The organism is Oceaniferula marina, from assembly GCF_013391475.1.
Taxonomy (GTDB): domain Bacteria; phylum Verrucomicrobiota; class Verrucomicrobiia; order Verrucomicrobiales; family Akkermansiaceae; genus Oceaniferula; species Oceaniferula marina.
On record NZ_JACBAZ010000003.1, the window covers coordinates 504632 to 522223 of the forward strand.

Here is a 17592-nt window from a genome sequence, read left to right on the forward strand (position 1 = left end):
ATGTTTTATTTCAGAATGAAATCAGGAAAGAAAAGAGCGGGGGCGAACTTGTGATACATGTACGCCCCCGCTGAGGAATGATAGCAGGATTACTTCAGCGTTTTGACGCCAAGGTTATCGAGAACGAAGTCGACATCCTTGTGCTTGGATTCACTCTTGATCCGGTTCACACCAATCCAGAGGTCCTGTCCTTCTTTTGGCTCAAGCGTCACGGTGAATCGCTTGGTCTCATGCGCTTCATTGAGAGGAAGCGTTTTCAGCTCCTTGCTTTCACCTTTTTCATCTGCTCCGATGACAAACTCATACTCGCCGCTATAGACGTTCTGATAGTCAAAGGAAACTTCATACTTCTTACCAGACTCGAAGCGCAGGGACTGAGGAATCGTGCGGTAAAGCAGGACAGTGTCGCCCTTTTTACCTGAGGAGCGCTCACGGTGGCACTTCAGTGACCAGTTGCCACCGAGGGTGTCATCGATCTTCTGGTCGTTCCACCCCTTGTTGGTGTAAGGAGCATTGAGCTCGGACAGGTGGGTGCGAGGGTCTTCCACGCCACCGGCAGGGCCTTTGACGAATGGGAACCATCCTTCATCGATGTTTTCGAAGTTCTGATAGTAGTCGTATCCTTCTTTTTCGCTGCGAACGGTTTTCTGGACCCGGATGTTATCGAACATGACGCGGGAGTCACCAGCATCGACTTTCAGGGCGAGAGTGACCTTATCCTTTCCGGCCGGCACATCGAAGACGGTGCGCATGATCTGGGTGCGGGTGCGGTTCCAGTGGCTGTTTTTCACCGTGTTTTCGAGAGGCGAGCTATCCGTCCACGTGGTGGACGCGTCTCCACCTTCAGGAGTGGCGGTCAGCGATGCCTTACGGCCTTTTTTGTCTACTTCGACCCATACGGAGGCACTGTAGGTGCCAGGCTCGAGAGCGATGGTCTGGGAAACGGTGGCTGGCTTTTTACTCGCTTTGTAAACCAGAGCGGTGCGCACGTGGTCGTCTGTTTCGACGGAAACGACATCTTTTTCAGCTTCAACCTTCCAGTTGGCGAGTGAGCTGTCCCAGAATCCAGGGTCCTTGATCGGCTGGCCTTCACCCCAGTTGGGTTTTGGCAGAGCAGGAGCCTCAGTCTGATAAACGACGTAAGGAGTCTTGGCCTTGGCTTCGATGGTGATCTTACCGTCGGCGACCGGAAGGTCGGCTACGAGCGTGCGGCCAGTGTGGCTGAGTTCGTAGAGTTTAACCGTCTTGGTCTTCCAGCTGGCTGGAATTTCCCATGTGGACTTGCCTCCTTCAGGGCTCCAGTGATAGAGCTTGGTCTCCTTGGTCGGATCCCATGGAAGCAGGTAGGTACCACCATCGAGCACTTTGAGTCCCTTTTTGAAGATCTGACGTGGCTTGTCACCATCTTTGGTGATTTTGACATCGCCGCTGAGCTGAACCTCGTCTTCTGTCCACTTCAGGATTTGGTGGTGCTGGAGGTACTTGCTAGGTAGGGCAGCTGAGTAGAGCTTTCCGAGGAACTGATTAAAGTCGGTACGTCCCTGCCAGGTTTCAAAGTCGCCTAGCTCGGCGTGGCCAATCAGTGGGTGGCGGAGGTAGGTATCTTTCTCGTGGTTACGGATAAAGCGAATGATATGGCTATTGATTCCCCGGCGCGTATTCGGCCCGTAAGTCACGTCTGTGGACCAGTGAGACCAAGTGGAGGCATGCTCAAGCATGGATGGAAACTCTGTGGTAATCCCTATATCATTACGATCTAAAATACGTGCCATCTCCTGTGCGAGCCAGCCATCACCCCAGTAGACATCCATGTAGATAAAGTCGAGACCTGGAAGCTCTTTCTTCATATCAGAAATACGCTTTTCGAAAGCGCCGGAGGTAATATCCCAGCGATGATTCATGATGTAGGAAAAGTCGATCCAGTCCCAACCCCGGCGGTCCTTAAAGACCATGGCGTCCTCAAACGTTTTGGCTTCGGGATATGCCTCTTGGCAGTTGATATGCACACCAATCTCAGCACCCCACTTTGCGGATGTATCGATGAGGAAGTTGAGCTCATCGACGCCGCCCTGGCGGATACCGACGTTGCCAGCGTAATCCGGATGGGCGCTGTCGTGTCCCTCGGACTGGTAGCCCTTGAGGACGACAAACTGGCCGAGGCCGTCGGTGGCGTAGTGAACACGCTTGACGTTGTCGAGTGTGCGGAGGAAGGGTTCGCCGGCATGGCTTCCGAAGTTGAAGGCGATGCGCTGGGCGACACGCTTAGGAGTCAGTCCCTTTTTATCGTGCACATCCATGATATCGCGGAAAGCGATCGCGCCATCCTGCCAGTCAATTTGCTGGTCTCCATTGCGGTCTCCTGTGATGATCACTTTGGTCCAGAGTTCATCGGTTGTGACCTTAGAGTTCAGCGCACGATAGGTCCACTGCCCCGAGCTCAAGCTTGCGTTGCCACGATTCTCTTTATTGTCGACCGCTATACGCACACGGCCGTTTCCTAATTTAATAGCTTTATCGACAGGTCCTTTATAGTCCTTGTCAATCGCTGCGTCGTTAGCATTGGGTGCTGCGTGGCGATCATCTTTATCGATATCATAGGCAGAGTTGTTCACCAAAGTAGCCGCAAGCTTATTGGTATTCACAATAGCATAAGCGGCTGAGCGTTTCTCCTCCTTGACTTGAGGTGTTACTTTTAAAAATGTATCCTTCTTCTTTGATTGATCTGTATGAATAATAGCAGATGATACTTCCGCCCCTGCTTGCTTACTATGAACAGAAATCATTCCGTGGTTAGGAATTTCTACAGAAGTAAGTTTGAAACCTTTGCCCTCTTTGATGTTTTTGAGCTTAAAGGTGAGGATGGAACCATCCAGCGAGATTTGCGCATCCATGCTGAGGTTATCAGCATCAGGGAAGGTTAGCTTGTAAGTTGCGAGTTTGTCTGAGCTGGCCCCCTTAACCAAATTAACCTTGGCGGTGTAGAGTTTCTCATTCAAGAGAAACTGAGTGAGTTTCTCGGATTGTCCGTGAATCTGAGCACCTGTTTTTAAATGTGAGTAAGAGATGACCTGAGGGAAGTTCTGGTCGAGCAGGACTTCAAGATCCGCAGATTTGAGCGTAATGGGTTCTCCGGCGGCGGCGTGGGTGATGGTCCCCAAGAGGCTGCTTGCGGCAAGCAGACCGATGGAGAGCACATGTTGCTTTTTAGGCTTGTTCTTGTTCATAAGATTTGTGTGTGTTGGTTAAGGTTAAGATAAATGAAATTTTGTGATCCATCATGGATGGTTGTGAAGATCATAGGTGCGGCATGGTATTCCGCATTCGAAAGTTAAATTTAACTCACTAATAACTGAAATTATGAGTTCTATACAGATTAAAAGATTGATGTGTTTCGATCATTTTGTGATATTTGGGCATGAACCGTGATCCCGAAGGAGCTGTAGGCTTTCCCCGCATACTTCTTTCTCAAAGAGAAAGTTACGAAGGCTCAGGGTATTGGCGCGACAATTCTGGAGATCCTCCGAACAGTGCATTAGTGATTCAGCACACCGAGTCGGGAACCGCCTGGTTAAAGACAAAAAACGGCTCCTACGAGGTGCCTGCAGGTTATGCCATGCTCTTTGTCCACGGCGAGGACTCCAGCTATGGAGCAAGAAGCTCCAAGTATCAGCTGAAGTTTGTCTCCATGGCCTACACCCGTAGTATTTGTGATTTGTTCAACAACGTTCGGCGTGAGTTCGGCTCTGTGGTTCAGATGCAGAACGGGGGTCAGGCCGAATGCCTGATGGGAAGCCTCATGGAGGCCTTTATGGCAAGGGAAGACCCCCTCTTGCAGGCCGAGGAAATCTTCCGTTTTTTGATCGCCGTCTACCGTGAACAACTCAATCGCCACCAGGGAGACGACCCGGTGGCCTATGGACGCTTTCTCTTGGAAAGCCAGTATCGCTCACCCCGAAACATGTCTGAATGGGCAGAGGTCATCGGGATCACACGGGAACATTTCTCCCGTGAATTTCAACGGCGCTATGGCGAATCACCAGCCGTGTTTCTTCGTAGGCAGCGATTGCACCACGCCCAGGTCCTGATGAAAACCAGTCCGTATTCCGTCGAGCGGATCGCCAGCCTGAGTGGATTTAGCAATGTTCAGTCGCTGCGCCGTGCCCTGCGGCAGGGTTAGGGAGTAATTTGATGACTGGCAGGCTAGACTCTGCGACGTCGAGCCAGTCCGCTAAATCCGGCCAAGGCCAGCAACAAGGAGGCCGAGGGTTCCGGGACTTGGCTGGTGGTCACCGTGATGTTATCGAAGGCGATATCCTCGTCGCCAGCATTAAGGTTGGAGATGGTGATGCGCAAATCCAGAATCGATCCTGTTCCAAGGGCGGAATCAATATCCGCGCTGAATTCGGTGAAAGTGTCCGTGATTTCAGTCCCGTCACCAATTCCGTCGAAATTGGTATCGACAGATGGAGCAGAATTAATCGCTCCGCCCGTAGATCTGATAGCAAAGAGATCCACAAAACCGCCCCCGTCGATCTGTGCCTGCACAACGAGGGATGAGTCGCCGTCCCAGTCTTCGTTTGGAAAATCATCATCTTCGGCAAACAAGCCTGAGAACGTGATCCCGGTCGCACCAGCAACCTGGACACCCGTCCATTCCAGCTGAATGAGGTCGATGTTTCCGGATGACGTGCTGTCAGTATCCTCAGCTCCGTAGAAGCCGCCCCCCTGCTGGTTGTTGTAGTTTAATTCTGTTCCGACGGTATCTGCAAAAGAAATGATCCCGAAGTAATTGCGGTCAGGAAACAGCTCGGAGGTATTATCTGGTATCAGCGTCGAGTCTCCCGCATTGGTTTGCACATAGTTGACGATACTGTCTTCAAAATCCTCGAACAGGACAAGGGTTGCCGGGAGGCTGGCTGTTGATGCGAAGAATAATCCGGCCAGTAGATTCAGAGCTTTGTTTTTCATTTTTATGTATTTAAGGTGTTGTGATCCATGCTTTCATTGAAGAATATTATTTCGCGGATTCGCTAAATGCGTCAAGCATTATCAAAACAAGCACGGAAGAATGTCACGCTTTCCTGCCGGATGGCGATTTTGGTTGTCGGCGCCGGCCAGTCGCCCGAGAATCACAGCGTATGAAAAACCGAAATGAGTGTGAGCTCACCACCAGGCAGGCGATTGCCCGTCGCCGCAGTATTCGTAAGTTTTTGCCTGACGACGTCAACGACGCGGTTGTCATGGAGTTGTTGGAGGCGGCGCGGCTTGCGCCGTCCGGATGTAATTCGCAGCCATGGCGGTTCAAGCTGGTGCGGGAGGCGGAGGTCAAAGAACGGCTTAGCGAATGTGCTTACGGACAGGAATTTCTCAAGCAGGCGCCGGTGGTGCTGGTGTGCTGCGCAGATATCCAAGGCTATCTGGATGGCAGGGCATCGGGGGTGCAAGACCTTGGCAAAATCGGCGCCTTCACAGGTGAAATCTGTGAAGTGCTGAACCATGTCACCAAGAAAAAATCTCGACTCTCCTTCCAAGAGCTCAGTGAGTCGATTGCGTTTAACGTGGCGATTGCCGGCGAACACATCGCTCTGCGCGCACTCGATTTTGGACTAGGCACCTGCTGGATACGCCTGATGGATGCCAACAAAGTTCGCCAACTCTTCTCATGGGACAACAATATCTACCCTGTCGCCTTAATCCCCATCGGCATCCCCTCCGAACAACCGGCAGCACGTAAACGAAAAGAGCTTCACGACTTGATGATTGATTAACCTCCACTTCATCGATGTCAGATATGCCGAGACTTCATATACGGATGGCTGGCACCGATATCATCAAAGATGAAAGAACCAGCAAGATCAAAGGGTAACTTCAGCGGCCAAATGAACCGATCCACGCATTCATCCTCAAGACGCAGTTTTCTCAAGAAGTCCGCTCTGTTCGGCGGACTTTCCATTCTTCCCTCCTCATTGGTTTTCGGAGCGAATGCCCGTTCTCCCAAGGCGATCTCCCCGAACGATAAAGTCAAACTCGCCGTTGTCGGCATCGGCAACCAAGGGTTTCAGGACTTGAAACTCATGGCCGACTCAGGACTCTGCGACATCGTGGCTCTCTGCGACGTCGACCTGAAGGGAAAACACACACAGGCTGCCCAGCAACGCTATGCCAGCCAAGGCAACGGCACTCAAGGTGCTCGCTGCTTCACTGATTTCCGCAAGATGTTCGACACCATGGCCGACGACATCGATGCCGTCCTCATCGCCACCCCCGACCATTCCCACTTTGCCGTCACCATGCTCGCCATGTCGCTCGGTAAACATGTCTTTGTCGAAAAGCCCCTCGCCCACACCTTCGGCCAGTGCGAACGCCTGATCGAAATGGCCGCCAAAAACCCACAACTCGTCACCCAGATGGGTAACCAAGGGCACTCCGGAGCCAACTACTTCCAGTTCAAAGCCTGGTCCGAAGCCGGCCTGATCAAAGACATCACCCGGATCACCGCCCACATGAACCGAAAACGCCGCTGGCACGGATGGGGAGAAAAAACCACCGCCTACCCAAAAACAACGATGCCCGAAGGACTCGATTGGGACCAGTGGATCGACAGCGCCCCGCACACCCACCCGTTCAGCAATAAACTCCACCCACAGGAATGGAGAAGCTGGTTCGACTACGGCAGCGGCTGCTTCGGTGACTGGGGGCCTCACATCCTCGACACCTGCCACCGCTTTCTCCAGCTCGGACTCCCGGAAACAATCAAGGCTGTGCGGCGCGACGGCGTGAATGCCGCCGGACTGATCTACCCCCAGGCCAGCACCATCCGCTTCTCCTTCCCAGAACGAGGCGACGGACTCCCAGCCTGCGATGTCGATTGGTATGACGGCGTGAACAACGTCCCCCAACTTGAAGGCGCATTCACCAGCAACGGTAAGGCCAAGCCCCTGACCTCCCCCGGCAAAGTGCTGTATGGTAAGGACATCGTCTTCCAAGGCGGATCCCACGCCTCCCCCCTGCGGATCTTACCACGGGAAAAATACATTGAAATGCACCCCACGCTGCCAAAGCTCCAGCTGAAAAACTCCAACCACTACGCCAATTTTCTACTCGCTTGTATGGGCAAGGAAAAGGCCCGCTCACCCTTCTCGGTCGCCGGCCCCCTCACCCAGGTCTTTACCCTCGGCATCCTCGCCCAACGGTTTGGCGGTGAACTGCAGTTCGACCGCAAACAAAAAACCATTATCAACAACGATACCGCCAAGGCATTGCTCGACCCCGCACCCCGCGAAGGATGGGAGTCGTATTACCAAGTTTAATCACGCCCCGGCGATCAAACATTTCCGCATATTGGCCAGAACCTCGGCACAACGCTTGCCATCGCCACCACGCACTTCAGCGGTGGCCCAACCATGGTAGTGAATTTCGGCCAGAGCTTTGCGGACATCCGCCCAATCGACATCGCCTTCGCCGATTTTGCAAAAACCGTTTTTGGTTCCCCAGTCCTTGACGTCAAGTTTGACGATGCGCCGGCCCAATGAACGAATCCACTCCGCAGGCTTGCCGAACTTCTGGTGGTTTCCGATGTCAAAATACGAGCCCACCCAAGGTGAGTTCACCTCGTCGATGTACTTCACCAGCAAGTCCGCGGACTGAGCATTGCCACCCTTCGGATCGTAGAGGAAGTGATTCCAGACATTTTCAATCAGCACATGCACGCCGAGTTTCGCCGCCAGTGGCAGGGCCTTGTGAATTTCTTCAATCGAGCGGTCCCAGGCCTGCTGGTGACTCACCTTTCCCTTGGCGACGGCCGGCACCAAAAGCACCGAACTCCCACCGACCTGATGGCTCTCACGGATCGCAGTCAACAAGCCTTCAAGCCCCTTGGCCCGAACCTCGGCAGACGGGTCGGACAAACAAACCCTCCAGTGGATTGAATCCACCACGCCATGGATTGGCAGGCCGGTCGCCTGTGAAGCTTTCAGCGCTTCCCGCTTATTCTGCCCTCCAGGAGAATCCAGCTCAATGCCATCGTAACCCAGCCTTTTGACCAGTTTGAATTTCTCTTCGAGGCTGGAGCCCTCACGCACCATCCCTGCTTTCAAGGCAAAAAGAATCGAACCGGTGTCCATTGTTGGACTCGGTTCCGAGGTTTCCTGAGCCGACGATGATGCGACCCCGGCCCCCATGGCGAGACCGGATGTCCGGATAAATTGTCTGCGGTTCATTGAAGGTAAAAATGGTTAGAACTACTTCTTCACCTCCTTGACTTCGATCTTGCGGAACTGGATCGGATGGCTCTCCGCCTGGATGGAAATCGTTCCTTTTTCCAGCAAGGTGCCATCATCGAGTTGGGGTTTGTTGTATTCTAAAACCACCTTGCCATCGATTTTATGGCGAATCACTTCGCTTCCCTTGACCTCCACTTCCACCGTTACCCACTGGTCACCGTGATAGGTTTTGGAGTCGGAATTGATCACGTGACGTTTTTGCAGTTTGCCATCGATCACCACGTGGGTGCCGGGGGTGCAGAGGTTCAGGTTCGTCCGCTTGCCGGTGCCGTCAGGCTTACCGCCCAATAGCTGGACCTCGATCGAATTCGGGAACGACTGATCTTTTTTCATCGATTCCGGCGTCTGGCCGTGAATCATAAATCCATTGTTCCGGAACGCCCAACCTGGCCCTCCTTTGACCTGATCCCCGATGAATCGGTATTCAGCACGCAGGATGTAGTGGGAAAATTCCTTTTTGTAAAACAAGTGGCCAAAATTGTTCTGCCACTTGTCGTATTTGTCATAAGAAACGGTCAACAAGCCATCTTCCACCCGGAAGGTATTCTTGTAGTTCACGCCCAGGTCTTCCCCCTTGAATTTCGGGGTCCAACCACTCAGGTCCTTACCATTGAAGAGCTGAATCCATCCGTCCTTTTTTTCTTCGGCCTGGGCTGTCGCCAGAGCCAGAGCGGCCACTACACATGCTTTGATCGTCAATTTCATCCCCGAGGATACGCCCCCGCCGTGGGGGATGTTTCACGGAATTGTGTCACCCTCCCCCACACACAATTTCCTTTTCCCCATTGCTTCTGACATATCGCTGGTGATAGTCTCATCCGCATGTCCAACGACAGCTTCACTGAAACCGTCAGCACCGGTTGGTTCAGCCGCATCGGCGACTCCATCAAAGGTATCTTCCTCGGCCTGCTTATGGTCGTCGCCGCATTCCCTATTCTCTTTATCAACGAAGGATGCGCCGTCGATGTCCGTAAAACCCTGGACCAAGGGAGCAAAGAAGTCATCGATGTGGAAAGCTCTGCCGTCGACCCCGCCAATGAGGGAAAACTCATTCACCTCACCGGCCAGGCCAGCAGCCCAAAAGAAATCGGCGACAAGGACTTTCGCGTAAGCTCCCAATCGCTAAGACTCGAACGCGAGGTTTCGATGTTCCAGTGGAAAGAATCCAGCGAAGAGAAAACCAAAAAGAAACTCGGCGGAGGCACTGAAACCACCACCACCTATACCTACACCAAAGACTGGCACAAGGGCCGCATCGATTCCTCCCAGTTTGAAAAACCGGACGGTCACCACAACCCCAGCCCGAAAGTCAGCAGCTCGAGTTGGACTGCTCCTGATGCCAAGCTCGGCGCCTTCACCCTGAACGCAAGCCTGATTGAAAAAATCGACAGCTTCCAACCCATCCATATCCACGAGGACAACACCAGCCGTCAAGTCGCCGCGAGCAACAAAAAACTACATATCCACGACGGCATCTATTACTATGGCAAATCCCCCGATGCTCCGGAAGTGGGCGACCTCCGGATTTCCTTCCGGCATATTCCGTCACCAACCGAGGTCAGCATGATCGCCCAGCAAAAAGGAACCGGATTCGAGCCCTTCATCGGTAAATCCGGAGCGTCCATCTACATGCTCCAAGTCGGAAACCACAGCGCCCAAGCGATGATCGAACAGGCAAAAAATAGCAATAGCACCAAAACCTGGATCATCCGAGGCGTCGGATTACTGGTGATGTTCTTCGGCTTCAGCCTGATCTTCAACCCACTCTCCGTCGTCGCCGACGTCATCCCGATCGCCGGCAGCATCGTCGGCGTCGGCACCGGTATCGTCTCATTTTTGCTCGCTGTCCCGCTCTCACTGGCAACCATCGCCGTAGCCTGGGTCTACTACCGCCCGATCATCGGCATCCCACTACTCATCGCTGCCGCCGTCGGCATCTTCTTCCTGATCCAAAAACTCTATCGCTACAACCGATCACGCGGATAAATGCTCACTCGCCTCCACTCCATTGATGCCTACCTGCGGATCGGGCTACTCTGCCTGATCGCCGGAAGCTCGGTTTGCTTGACGTCTTGCCAGTCCCCCGGCACCGACGCCAAGGCCACACTTCCCTCGACGGCACCCCTGCCCGTTGGCACCCTGCCCGAGGACGGTTCACAACAATTGCTCGAGCACATCAACCAAAGCCGCCGCCAACACAAGCTGCCGGTCTTGGTCGTCGACCCCAGGCTCACCCGAGCCGCGCTCGAGCACTCGGAGTCGATGCTGCGCCATCAGTACTTTGACCACCGTGGCCACGATGGCTCACGATTCCAGCAGCGCCTGCTTCGCAACGGTTACCCACGGTCCCACTCGGCGGAAAACATCGCCATGGTCCACGACCCCAAACTCGTCTTCGACATGTGGTTTAACAGCCGGGGGCATTATAAAAACATGATGAACCCAAAGTATTCCCGGGTCGGAATCGGCCGCGCGGGGAACTACTGGACAGCCAATTTTGCCGCACCCGACGGAACCTGACACGCTCACAGAACCTGTCAGCAAGAAGCTCGAAACTTGCAATAATTGGGGAATACGTGACAGTGGTCGATCGAACCTGCCGTAATATAGGTTTGCAACCCGACTGCCTGCACCATGAACCCCAAGACCTCCTGCCCCGGAAATCCCCTGTCGTCACCGATGTCACTGAACGGCTCTCGTCGTGAGTTTTTACACGTCGGACTACTGGCCGGACTCGGCCTGACTCTGCCCGAATTCCTGAAAATGCAAGCGCAGGGGGCTCAGAAACACTACGAAAGCAAAGAAGGCGTCGCAAAGTCAGTCATCCAAATTTTCCTGCCGGGCGGCCTGGCCCAACAGGAGTCGTTCGACCCCAAACCTTACGCGCCCAGCGAATACCGCGGCCCCTTCGGAACCGTCAAAACCAAGCTCCCCGGTGTTGTCTTTTCCGAACACATGAAACATCTGGCCCAGATGGCGGATAAAATCACCGTGATCCGCTCGATGTCCCACGGCGAGGCCGCCCATGAACGAGGCACTCACAACATGTTCACCGGCTATCGGCCAAGCCCCGCCCTCCAGTTTCCCTCGATGGGCTCGGTTGTCTCCCACGAACTGGGGTCGAAAAACAACCTTCCCCCCTACGTCTGCGTGCCAAACGTTCCCAACATCTTCGCCGGCTCCGGCTACCTCAGCACTGCCTACGGACCGTTCGGACTGGGCGCCGACCCCGCACGCGGCGACTTCAAGGTGCGCGATCTGAACCTCCCGCAGGGGGTCGATGACGAACGTTTTCACCGCCGCAAATCCATGCTGGCGACGGTGGATGCTCATTTCCGCTCCTTGGAAAAAGCGGACACCCTCGACTCGATGGATGCCTTTTATCAACATGCATACAAACTGATTTCCTCACAAAAGGCACGCGAGGCCTTTGACCTCTCCAAGGAACCGGAAAAACTCAAGGAGATGTATGGCAAAACCCAGGCAGGTCAACGGATGCTGCTCGCCCGGCGTTTGGCCGAAGCCGGGGTGCGCTTCGTCTCACTCACCGCCGGCGGCTGGGACCACCACGATAATATTAAAGAAGGTATCCAAGGGAACCTGCCCGCCGTGGATAAAGCCGTAGCCGCCCTGCTCAAGGACCTGGAACAACGTGGCATGCTGGATAACACCTTAGTGATGCTGACCTCGGAGTTCGGCCGCACTCCGAAAATCAATAAAACCAACGGCCGCGACCACTGGCCGCGCGTGTTCTCGGTCATGCTCGCCGGAGGTGGTGTGCAAAAAGGTCTGATCTATGGAAAATCCAATGCCCTGGCCGCCGAGCCGGAAGAAGACAAAGTCGGCGTCCAGGATTTTGCCACCACCATTTACCACCAACTCGGTATCACCGCCGACAAGGAACTCATGGCCCCCGGCGGACGGCCAATCGAAATTGTCGACGGTGGCAACGTCATCAGCGATCTCTTAATCTGACCCTTACCTCCATGCCCGCTCACCTCAGAGTCACGCTTGCTCTTCTCACGCTGCTGATGGCGTCAGGGCCACTGCACGCCTATGACCCGGCACTGAACCTGATCATGCCCCGAGGCGGTATGCAGGGAAAGGAGGTGGTCCTCCACCTGCACGGTGACAGGCTGTTCGCCCCCCGCGAGCTCCTCTTCTATCAGAAAGGAATCACCGTCAAACACCTTGAAAAAATCGACGACAAAAAGCTCAAGGTTACCATCCAAATCGCGCCCGATGCTCCACTTGGTGAGCATGCGATGCGGCTACGCTGTGACGCCGGCGTCACCTACATGCGCACCTTCTGGGTCGGCCCCTTCCCTTGCATCGACGAAGCCGAACCCAACAATGATTTTGCCAAACCCCAAACCATCTCAGCCAACCACACCGTCCACGGAACGGCCGGCAACGAGGACGTCGACTATTTTCAGATTCAGGCGAAAAAAGGCCAACGCATCTCAGCAGAAATCGAAGGCATGCGGCTCGGCAGCATCTTCTTCGACCCCTACCTCGCCATCCTCAACGACAAACGCTTCGAGCTGGCAACCTCCGACGACTCCCCATTGCTCCGCCAGGACGCCTTTGTCTCGGTGATCGCCCCCGAAGATGGAGCCTACACCATCATGGTCCGTGAATCCGCCTATGAAGGAAACGACCGCTGTCGCTACCGCCTGCACGTCGGCCATTTCCCCCGCCCACGTGCCGTCTATCCACCGGCAGCCACTCCGGGACAGGAAAACAAACTCCAACTCATCGGTGACCCCACAGGCGAATATGCACATACTCTCACGCCAGAGCCTGCCACCGAAGGCTCGATCTTCCCTCTCTTTGCCTCAAATGGTGGACTTACCCCACCATCCCCCAATCCTCTCTTAATCAGCAAGCTTCCCCACATCAACGAGTCCGAACCCAACAACTGGTGGAAAAACTTAAAACAACAAACCATCCCCAAGGCCCCCTGCGCCCTCCACGGCATCATTGCCGAACGAAACGACAGTGACTTTTTCTTCTTCCGCGCCAGCAAAGGGGAAAACCTCCGCATCCGGGCCCGCTCCCGGGACCTGCGCTCCCCCCTCGACACGGTGCTCACCCTGCGGGACGCCAAAGGGAAATACATCGCCCGCAACGACGACCAGGGAGGGCCCGACAGCATCATCGATTTCAAACCGCCTGCCGACGGCGAATACTCAATCCAAGTCCGCGACCACCTCGGACAGGGTGGGCCCGACTACACCTACCGTATCGAGATCAAACCTCGCCAAGCCGCGATCAGCGCCACGCTCCCCGTCGTCAAACGAAACGAAAGTCAATTCCGCAAGGTCATCTGCATCCCGCGCGGCAACCGCTACGCCAGCGTTGTCAACATCAGCAGAAAAAACCACAGCTGCGTCTGTGCCCTCGATGCCCCGAGCCTTCCGCAGGGCGTCCGTATGCAGGCGAGTGAGGCGGCCAAATCATCCAACAGCCTGCTCGCTGTGTTTGAAGCCTCACCCGATGCTCCGATCGCCGGTTCGCTCTATTCGCTGTTTGTCCGTGATACCGAACCAAAGAATCAAATTCGAGGCCCGCTGAACGAAGTCATCAACCACATTGAAATCAACAACACCGGAGTCTTTCACCACACCACTAGCCAACACATCGCCATCGCCGTGATCGAAGAAGCCCCCTTCCACGTCGATCTGCTCACCCCTCCCGTCCCCATCGTTCGAAATGGAACCTCCGAACTCCGGATCAAAATCCGCAGACAAGACGGCTTTGATGCCCCGGTCAAGGTCACACTTCCATGGAAACCCAGCGGCGTCGGAGCCCCGACCTCCATTACCATAGCCAAAGGAAAATCAGAAGCCGTCTACGCGATCAACGCCAATGCCGATGCCACTCTGGGAACCCACCAAATCTGCGTCAGCGCCGAAGCCAAAACCCCCAAGGGCACCGTGCTCACATCCTCCAGCTTGGTGCCGCTCAGCATCCGCGAACCCTTCATCAGTGCCAAACTGGAAATGGCATCCACCATCCCCGGACAAGCCGTTTCGATGCTCTGCAAAATCGAACACCCCCACCCGATCCAAGGCCAAGCCGAAATCCGACTGCTCGGCCTGCCTCACGGGGTCAAAGCCTCTCCGCGACACATCAACAACCAAAGCAAAGAAGTCATCTTTGATCTCGAAGTCGCCCATGACGCAGCCAAGGGCAACCACAACTCCCTGTTCTGCCAAGTCCTCCCGAAACAAAACGGTCACGCCATCCCACACCAAACAGCCCAAGGTGGATCACTCCGAATCAACCCGCCACCACCGGTAAAAAAATCCACCAAACCGGGGCAAAAACCCGCAGCCGTAAAAAAACCAGCGGCAAACAAACCACTCTCCCGCTTGGAACAACTCCGCCAACGTAACCAATAAGTGCAAACCCTTCAGTTGCCCCACCACATCACACCTCACCTCGCCCGGATCATGTTCCGATTTCCCACCATCACCCGTTCAGCACTGACCAGCAGCACCCTGACCCTCATCTTCCAGGGAAGCTGTCTGGGCTCACCCGACTTTGTCAAAGAAGTGCAGCCTATCCTGGAAGAGAACTGCATCCGCTGCCACGGGGAAGAAAAACAAAAAGGATCACTCCGGCTCGATACCCGCGCCTTCATGCTCGAAGGTGGCGAAAATGCGGCAGCCATCGACCTCGATAAACCTGAAGGTAGCGAGATAATCCGCCTGGTTTCACTGCCAGCGGATCACGACGACCTGATGCCGCCACCCGGGAAAAAGGCAAGCCCTCCACTCAGCAAAGAACAGATCACCACCCTCACGGACTGGGTGAAAGCCAACGCCCCCTGGCCGGATGGCATCGTTCTGAAGGAACGCGCCCGCAGCCGCCGTGAAAGCAAGCTCGACCAAGCCGACCCGAACCTGCTGTCGATCGAAGTCTTCCCGAAACAAATCAGTCTGGAAACCAAGGAAGATTTTCACCGCCTGATTGCCATCGCCCGATACAAAGATGCCACCACCCGGGACATCACCCCCTCACTCAGTATCCACTTCGACGACCCGTCGCTGGTCCGGCTCGAAGGCACCACGGTCCACCCGGTCAGCGACGGCAGCACGCAGATGCACATCCACTACCGGGGGCAAAAGCAATCGGTTCAAGTAAGCGTCAAAGGGGCGACCACCCCCCGCCCAATCAGCTTCCAGCGGGATGTGATGCCCGTGCTCACCGCCGCTGGCTGCAACACCGGCTCCTGCCATGGATCAGCCCGTGGTCAGGATGGGTTCCACCTCTCTCTCTTTGGCTACGACCCCAAGGGCGATTACCACCGGCTCACCCGCGAAATGCCCGGCCGACGTATCAACCTAGCACTCCCCGAGGACAGCCTGCTACTCACCAAAGCCATCGAATCCGTCCCACACACCGGCGGCAAACTCATGGATTCCGACAGCGCAGCCTACCGCGTGCTGCTCAACTGGCTACAAGCCGGCGCCCAATACGACCCAAAAGATCCCGTGCTCCCGGTGGGTATCGAAGTCCGCCCGGTCGAGGCGGTTCTCAAAGGTTCGGGCGAATGGCTCCCACTCACCGTGCGCGCAATCTACTCGGATGGCAGTGACCGCGATGTCACCCGCCTGACCACCTTTTCGTCGAGTAACGACAACTCGGTCCAAATCGACCCCGCCACCGGCTTGATGACATCGGCCAAGCGCGGTGAAGCCTTTCTCATGGGGCGCTTCCACACCTTCACCGAAGGCATGCAAACCATCGTCATCCCGGAACAGGCCGATTACCGTCAACCCTCACCGCCTGAACACAATTATATCGACCCACTGGTGCATCAAAAACTCCACAAACTCCGTGTCATCCCCTCCGAACTCTGCGACGATGCCACCTTCATGCGCCGTATCTACCTCGACCTCATCGGCCAGGTCCCCACAGTCGAGCAACGAGCTCAATTCCTCGCGGATCAAACCCCGGACAAACGCGCCAAACTCATCGACCAACTCATCGACACCAAGGAGTTCACCGAAATATGGGTGATGAAATGGGCCGAACTCCTCCAAATCCGCACCTTCAATAACCAAGTCAGCTACAAAGCCGCCCTACTCTATCATAACTGGCTGCGCGAACGCCTGGTCGCCGACATGCCATTCAATCAAATCATCTACGAACTGCTCTCGGCCCGTGGCGGAACCTTCTCCAATCCCGCAACCAACTACTATCAAGTCGAATTGGAAACCAAAAAGCTCACCGAAAATGTGGCTCAGGTATTTATGGGCACCCGGATTCAATGCGCCCAGTGCCACAACCACATGTTCGACCGCTGGACCATGGACGACTACTACAACTTCACCGCCTTCTTCACTCAGGTGAAACGAAAAAAGGCCGAAGACCCACGCGAACAAATCATCTTCGACGGCAATGGTGAGATCCAACATCCGGTCACCAAACAAAATGCCATCCCCAAATTCCTCGGAGGGGGCACGCCCAACGAAGAAGACATGAAAAAGAAATCACGCCGCGAAGTCGTTGCCTCATGGCTGACCGCTCCGGAAAACCCGTGGTTTGCCCGCAACATCTCCAACATCGTCTGGGCCCACTTTTTTGGTGTCGGCATCGTCGACCCCGTCGATGACGTCCGGGTCTCCAACCCTCCATCCAACCCGGCACTACTCGATGCCCTGGCCAAACACTTGGTCGATTCCAATTTCAATATCAAAAGCCTGGTGCGCGATATCTGCAACTCACGCACCTATCAGCTGTCCAGCCGGACCAATGCCACCAACGTCAGCGACACCCGCAATTTTTCCCACGCCCAGGTGCGTCGGTTACGTTCCGAGATCCTGCTCGATGTCATTTCCCAGATCACCCAGACTCCTAACAAGTTCAAAGGCCTACCCCGCGGAGCCCGGGCGGTTCAGATCGCCGATGGCAACACCTCCACCTATTTCCTTAAAACCTTCGGCCGATCCACCCGCGAAACTGTGGCATCCACCGAAGTCAAAATGGACCCCAGCCTATCCCAATCACTGCACTTGCTCAATGGTGACACCACCCACAAACGCATCCAGCAGGGGAAAGTCATCCGCAGCATGCGCCAACAAAAAAAATCTCCACAGGAAATCATCGACCACCTCTACCTCACCTGCCTGTCACGCCCGCCCACATCAGGAGAATCCCAAACGCTGATGCTTCACCTGAACGAACTCAAAGAAGAAAAGGCCATAATCGAAACCCTCGAAGACATCTTCTGGGCACTGCTGAACTCCAAAGAATTTATCTTTAACCACTGATACCCAACTGCACCCAAGGATCAACC

At 54.9% G+C, this 17592-nt stretch carries 12 protein-coding genes; 8 read left to right on the forward strand and 4 right to left on the reverse strand.

From position 1 onward, the window contains the following. Window positions 1-89: 89 nt before the first annotated feature. On the reverse strand, window positions 90-3224 hold the full coding sequence (locus tag HW115_RS09875) for an endo-alpha-N-acetylgalactosaminidase family protein (RefSeq protein WP_178932456.1): 3135 nt from the start codon (window positions 3222-3224) through the stop codon (window positions 90-92). A 191-nt stretch (window positions 3225-3415) separates the two neighbouring features. Between HW115_RS09875 and HW115_RS09880 the strand changes: the two genes are divergently transcribed. Continuing rightward, window positions 3416-4177 (forward strand): helix-turn-helix domain-containing protein, encoded by a 762-nt coding sequence (locus tag HW115_RS09880; RefSeq protein WP_178932457.1) that lies wholly within the window; start codon window positions 3416-3418, stop codon window positions 4175-4177. A 23-nt stretch (window positions 4178-4200) separates the two neighbouring features. Here the strand turns inward: HW115_RS09880 and HW115_RS09885 are convergent, their stop codons facing one another. After that, window positions 4201-4968 carry a PEP-CTERM sorting domain-containing protein gene (locus tag HW115_RS09885; RefSeq protein ID WP_178932458.1) on the reverse strand — a complete coding sequence of 256 codons (768 nt, stop codon included), beginning with the start codon at window positions 4966-4968 and terminating at the stop codon, window positions 4201-4203. Window positions 4969-5138: 170 nt separating this feature from the next. Between HW115_RS09885 and HW115_RS09890 the strand changes: the two genes are divergently transcribed. Both HW115_RS09890 and HW115_RS09895 read left to right on the forward strand, forming a co-directional pair. After that, window positions 5139-5768, forward strand: a complete 630-nt coding sequence (locus HW115_RS09890) for a nitroreductase family protein (RefSeq protein ID WP_178932459.1) — start codon at window positions 5139-5141, stop codon at window positions 5766-5768. A gap of 111 nt (window positions 5769-5879) precedes the next feature. After that, window positions 5880-7310, forward strand: a complete 1431-nt coding sequence (locus tag HW115_RS09895) for a Gfo/Idh/MocA family oxidoreductase (RefSeq protein WP_178932460.1) — start codon at window positions 5880-5882, stop codon at window positions 7308-7310. On the opposite strand, the gene HW115_RS09900 is transcribed toward HW115_RS09895, so the two are convergent. Continuing rightward, entirely contained in the window at window positions 7311-8219 is a 909-nt protein-coding gene (locus HW115_RS09900; RefSeq protein ID WP_178932462.1) for a sugar phosphate isomerase/epimerase family protein, read from the reverse strand. Between the two features lie 21 nt (window positions 8220-8240). Then, a complete protein-coding gene (locus HW115_RS09905; RefSeq protein ID WP_178932463.1) occupies window positions 8241-8987 on the reverse strand; it encodes a 3-keto-disaccharide hydrolase in 747 nt (248 codons plus the stop codon). 117 nt (window positions 8988-9104) lie between these two features. Between HW115_RS09905 and HW115_RS09910 the strand changes: the two genes are divergently transcribed. The 5 genes from HW115_RS09910 (at window position 9105) to HW115_RS09930 (ending at window position 17566) form a co-directional block, all read left to right on the forward strand. Beyond that, the gene (locus HW115_RS09910; protein ID WP_178932464.1) at window positions 9105-10268 is read left to right on the forward strand and encodes a TMEM43 family protein; all 1164 of its coding nucleotides are present in this window, start codon (window positions 9105-9107) and stop codon (window positions 10266-10268) included. Further along, a complete protein-coding gene (locus HW115_RS09915; RefSeq protein WP_178932465.1) occupies window positions 10269-10802 on the forward strand; it encodes a CAP domain-containing protein in 534 nt (177 codons plus the stop codon). It begins immediately after the preceding gene. Window positions 10803-10916: 114 nt separating this feature from the next. Next, a complete protein-coding gene (locus HW115_RS09920) occupies window positions 10917-12257 on the forward strand; it encodes a DUF1501 domain-containing protein (RefSeq protein ID WP_178932466.1) in 1341 nt (446 codons plus the stop codon). Window positions 12258-12268: 11 nt separating this feature from the next. Continuing rightward, window positions 12269-14689, forward strand: coding sequence for a PPC domain-containing protein (locus HW115_RS09925; RefSeq protein ID WP_178932467.1), 2421 nt, complete (start codon window positions 12269-12271; stop codon window positions 14687-14689). Window positions 14690-14740: 51 nt separating this feature from the next. Continuing rightward, the gene (locus HW115_RS09930; RefSeq protein WP_178932468.1) at window positions 14741-17566 is read left to right on the forward strand and encodes a PSD1 and planctomycete cytochrome C domain-containing protein; all 2826 of its coding nucleotides are present in this window, start codon (window positions 14741-14743) and stop codon (window positions 17564-17566) included. Window positions 17567-17592 lie beyond the last annotated feature (26 nt).

Excerpts from the sequence above, each read along its gene's own strand:
- HW115_RS09875 (WP_178932456.1), bottom strand. The coding sequence starts at position 3,224 with ATGAACAAGAACAAGCCTAAAAAGCAACATGTGCTCTCCATCGGTCTG.
- HW115_RS09880 (WP_178932457.1), top strand. The coding sequence starts at position 3,416 with ATGAACCGTGATCCCGAAGGAGCTGTAGGCTTTCCCCGCATACTTCTT.
- HW115_RS09885 (WP_178932458.1), bottom strand. The coding sequence starts at position 4,968 with ATGAAAAACAAAGCTCTGAATCTACTGGCCGGATTATTCTTCGCATCA.
- HW115_RS09890 (WP_178932459.1), top strand. The coding sequence starts at position 5,139 with ATGAAAAACCGAAATGAGTGTGAGCTCACCACCAGGCAGGCGATTGCC.
- HW115_RS09895 (WP_178932460.1), top strand. The coding sequence starts at position 5,880 with ATGAACCGATCCACGCATTCATCCTCAAGACGCAGTTTTCTCAAGAAG.
- HW115_RS09900 (WP_178932462.1), bottom strand. The coding sequence starts at position 8,219 with ATGAACCGCAGACAATTTATCCGGACATCCGGTCTCGCCATGGGGGCC.
- HW115_RS09905 (WP_178932463.1), bottom strand. The coding sequence starts at position 8,987 with ATGAAATTGACGATCAAAGCATGTGTAGTGGCCGCTCTGGCTCTGGCG.
- HW115_RS09910 (WP_178932464.1), top strand. The coding sequence starts at position 9,105 with ATGTCCAACGACAGCTTCACTGAAACCGTCAGCACCGGTTGGTTCAGC.
- HW115_RS09915 (WP_178932465.1), top strand. The coding sequence starts at position 10,269 with ATGCTCACTCGCCTCCACTCCATTGATGCCTACCTGCGGATCGGGCTA.
- HW115_RS09920 (WP_178932466.1), top strand. The coding sequence starts at position 10,917 with ATGAACCCCAAGACCTCCTGCCCCGGAAATCCCCTGTCGTCACCGATG.
- HW115_RS09925 (WP_178932467.1), top strand. The coding sequence starts at position 12,269 with ATGCCCGCTCACCTCAGAGTCACGCTTGCTCTTCTCACGCTGCTGATG.
- HW115_RS09930 (WP_178932468.1), top strand. The coding sequence starts at position 14,741 with ATGTTCCGATTTCCCACCATCACCCGTTCAGCACTGACCAGCAGCACC.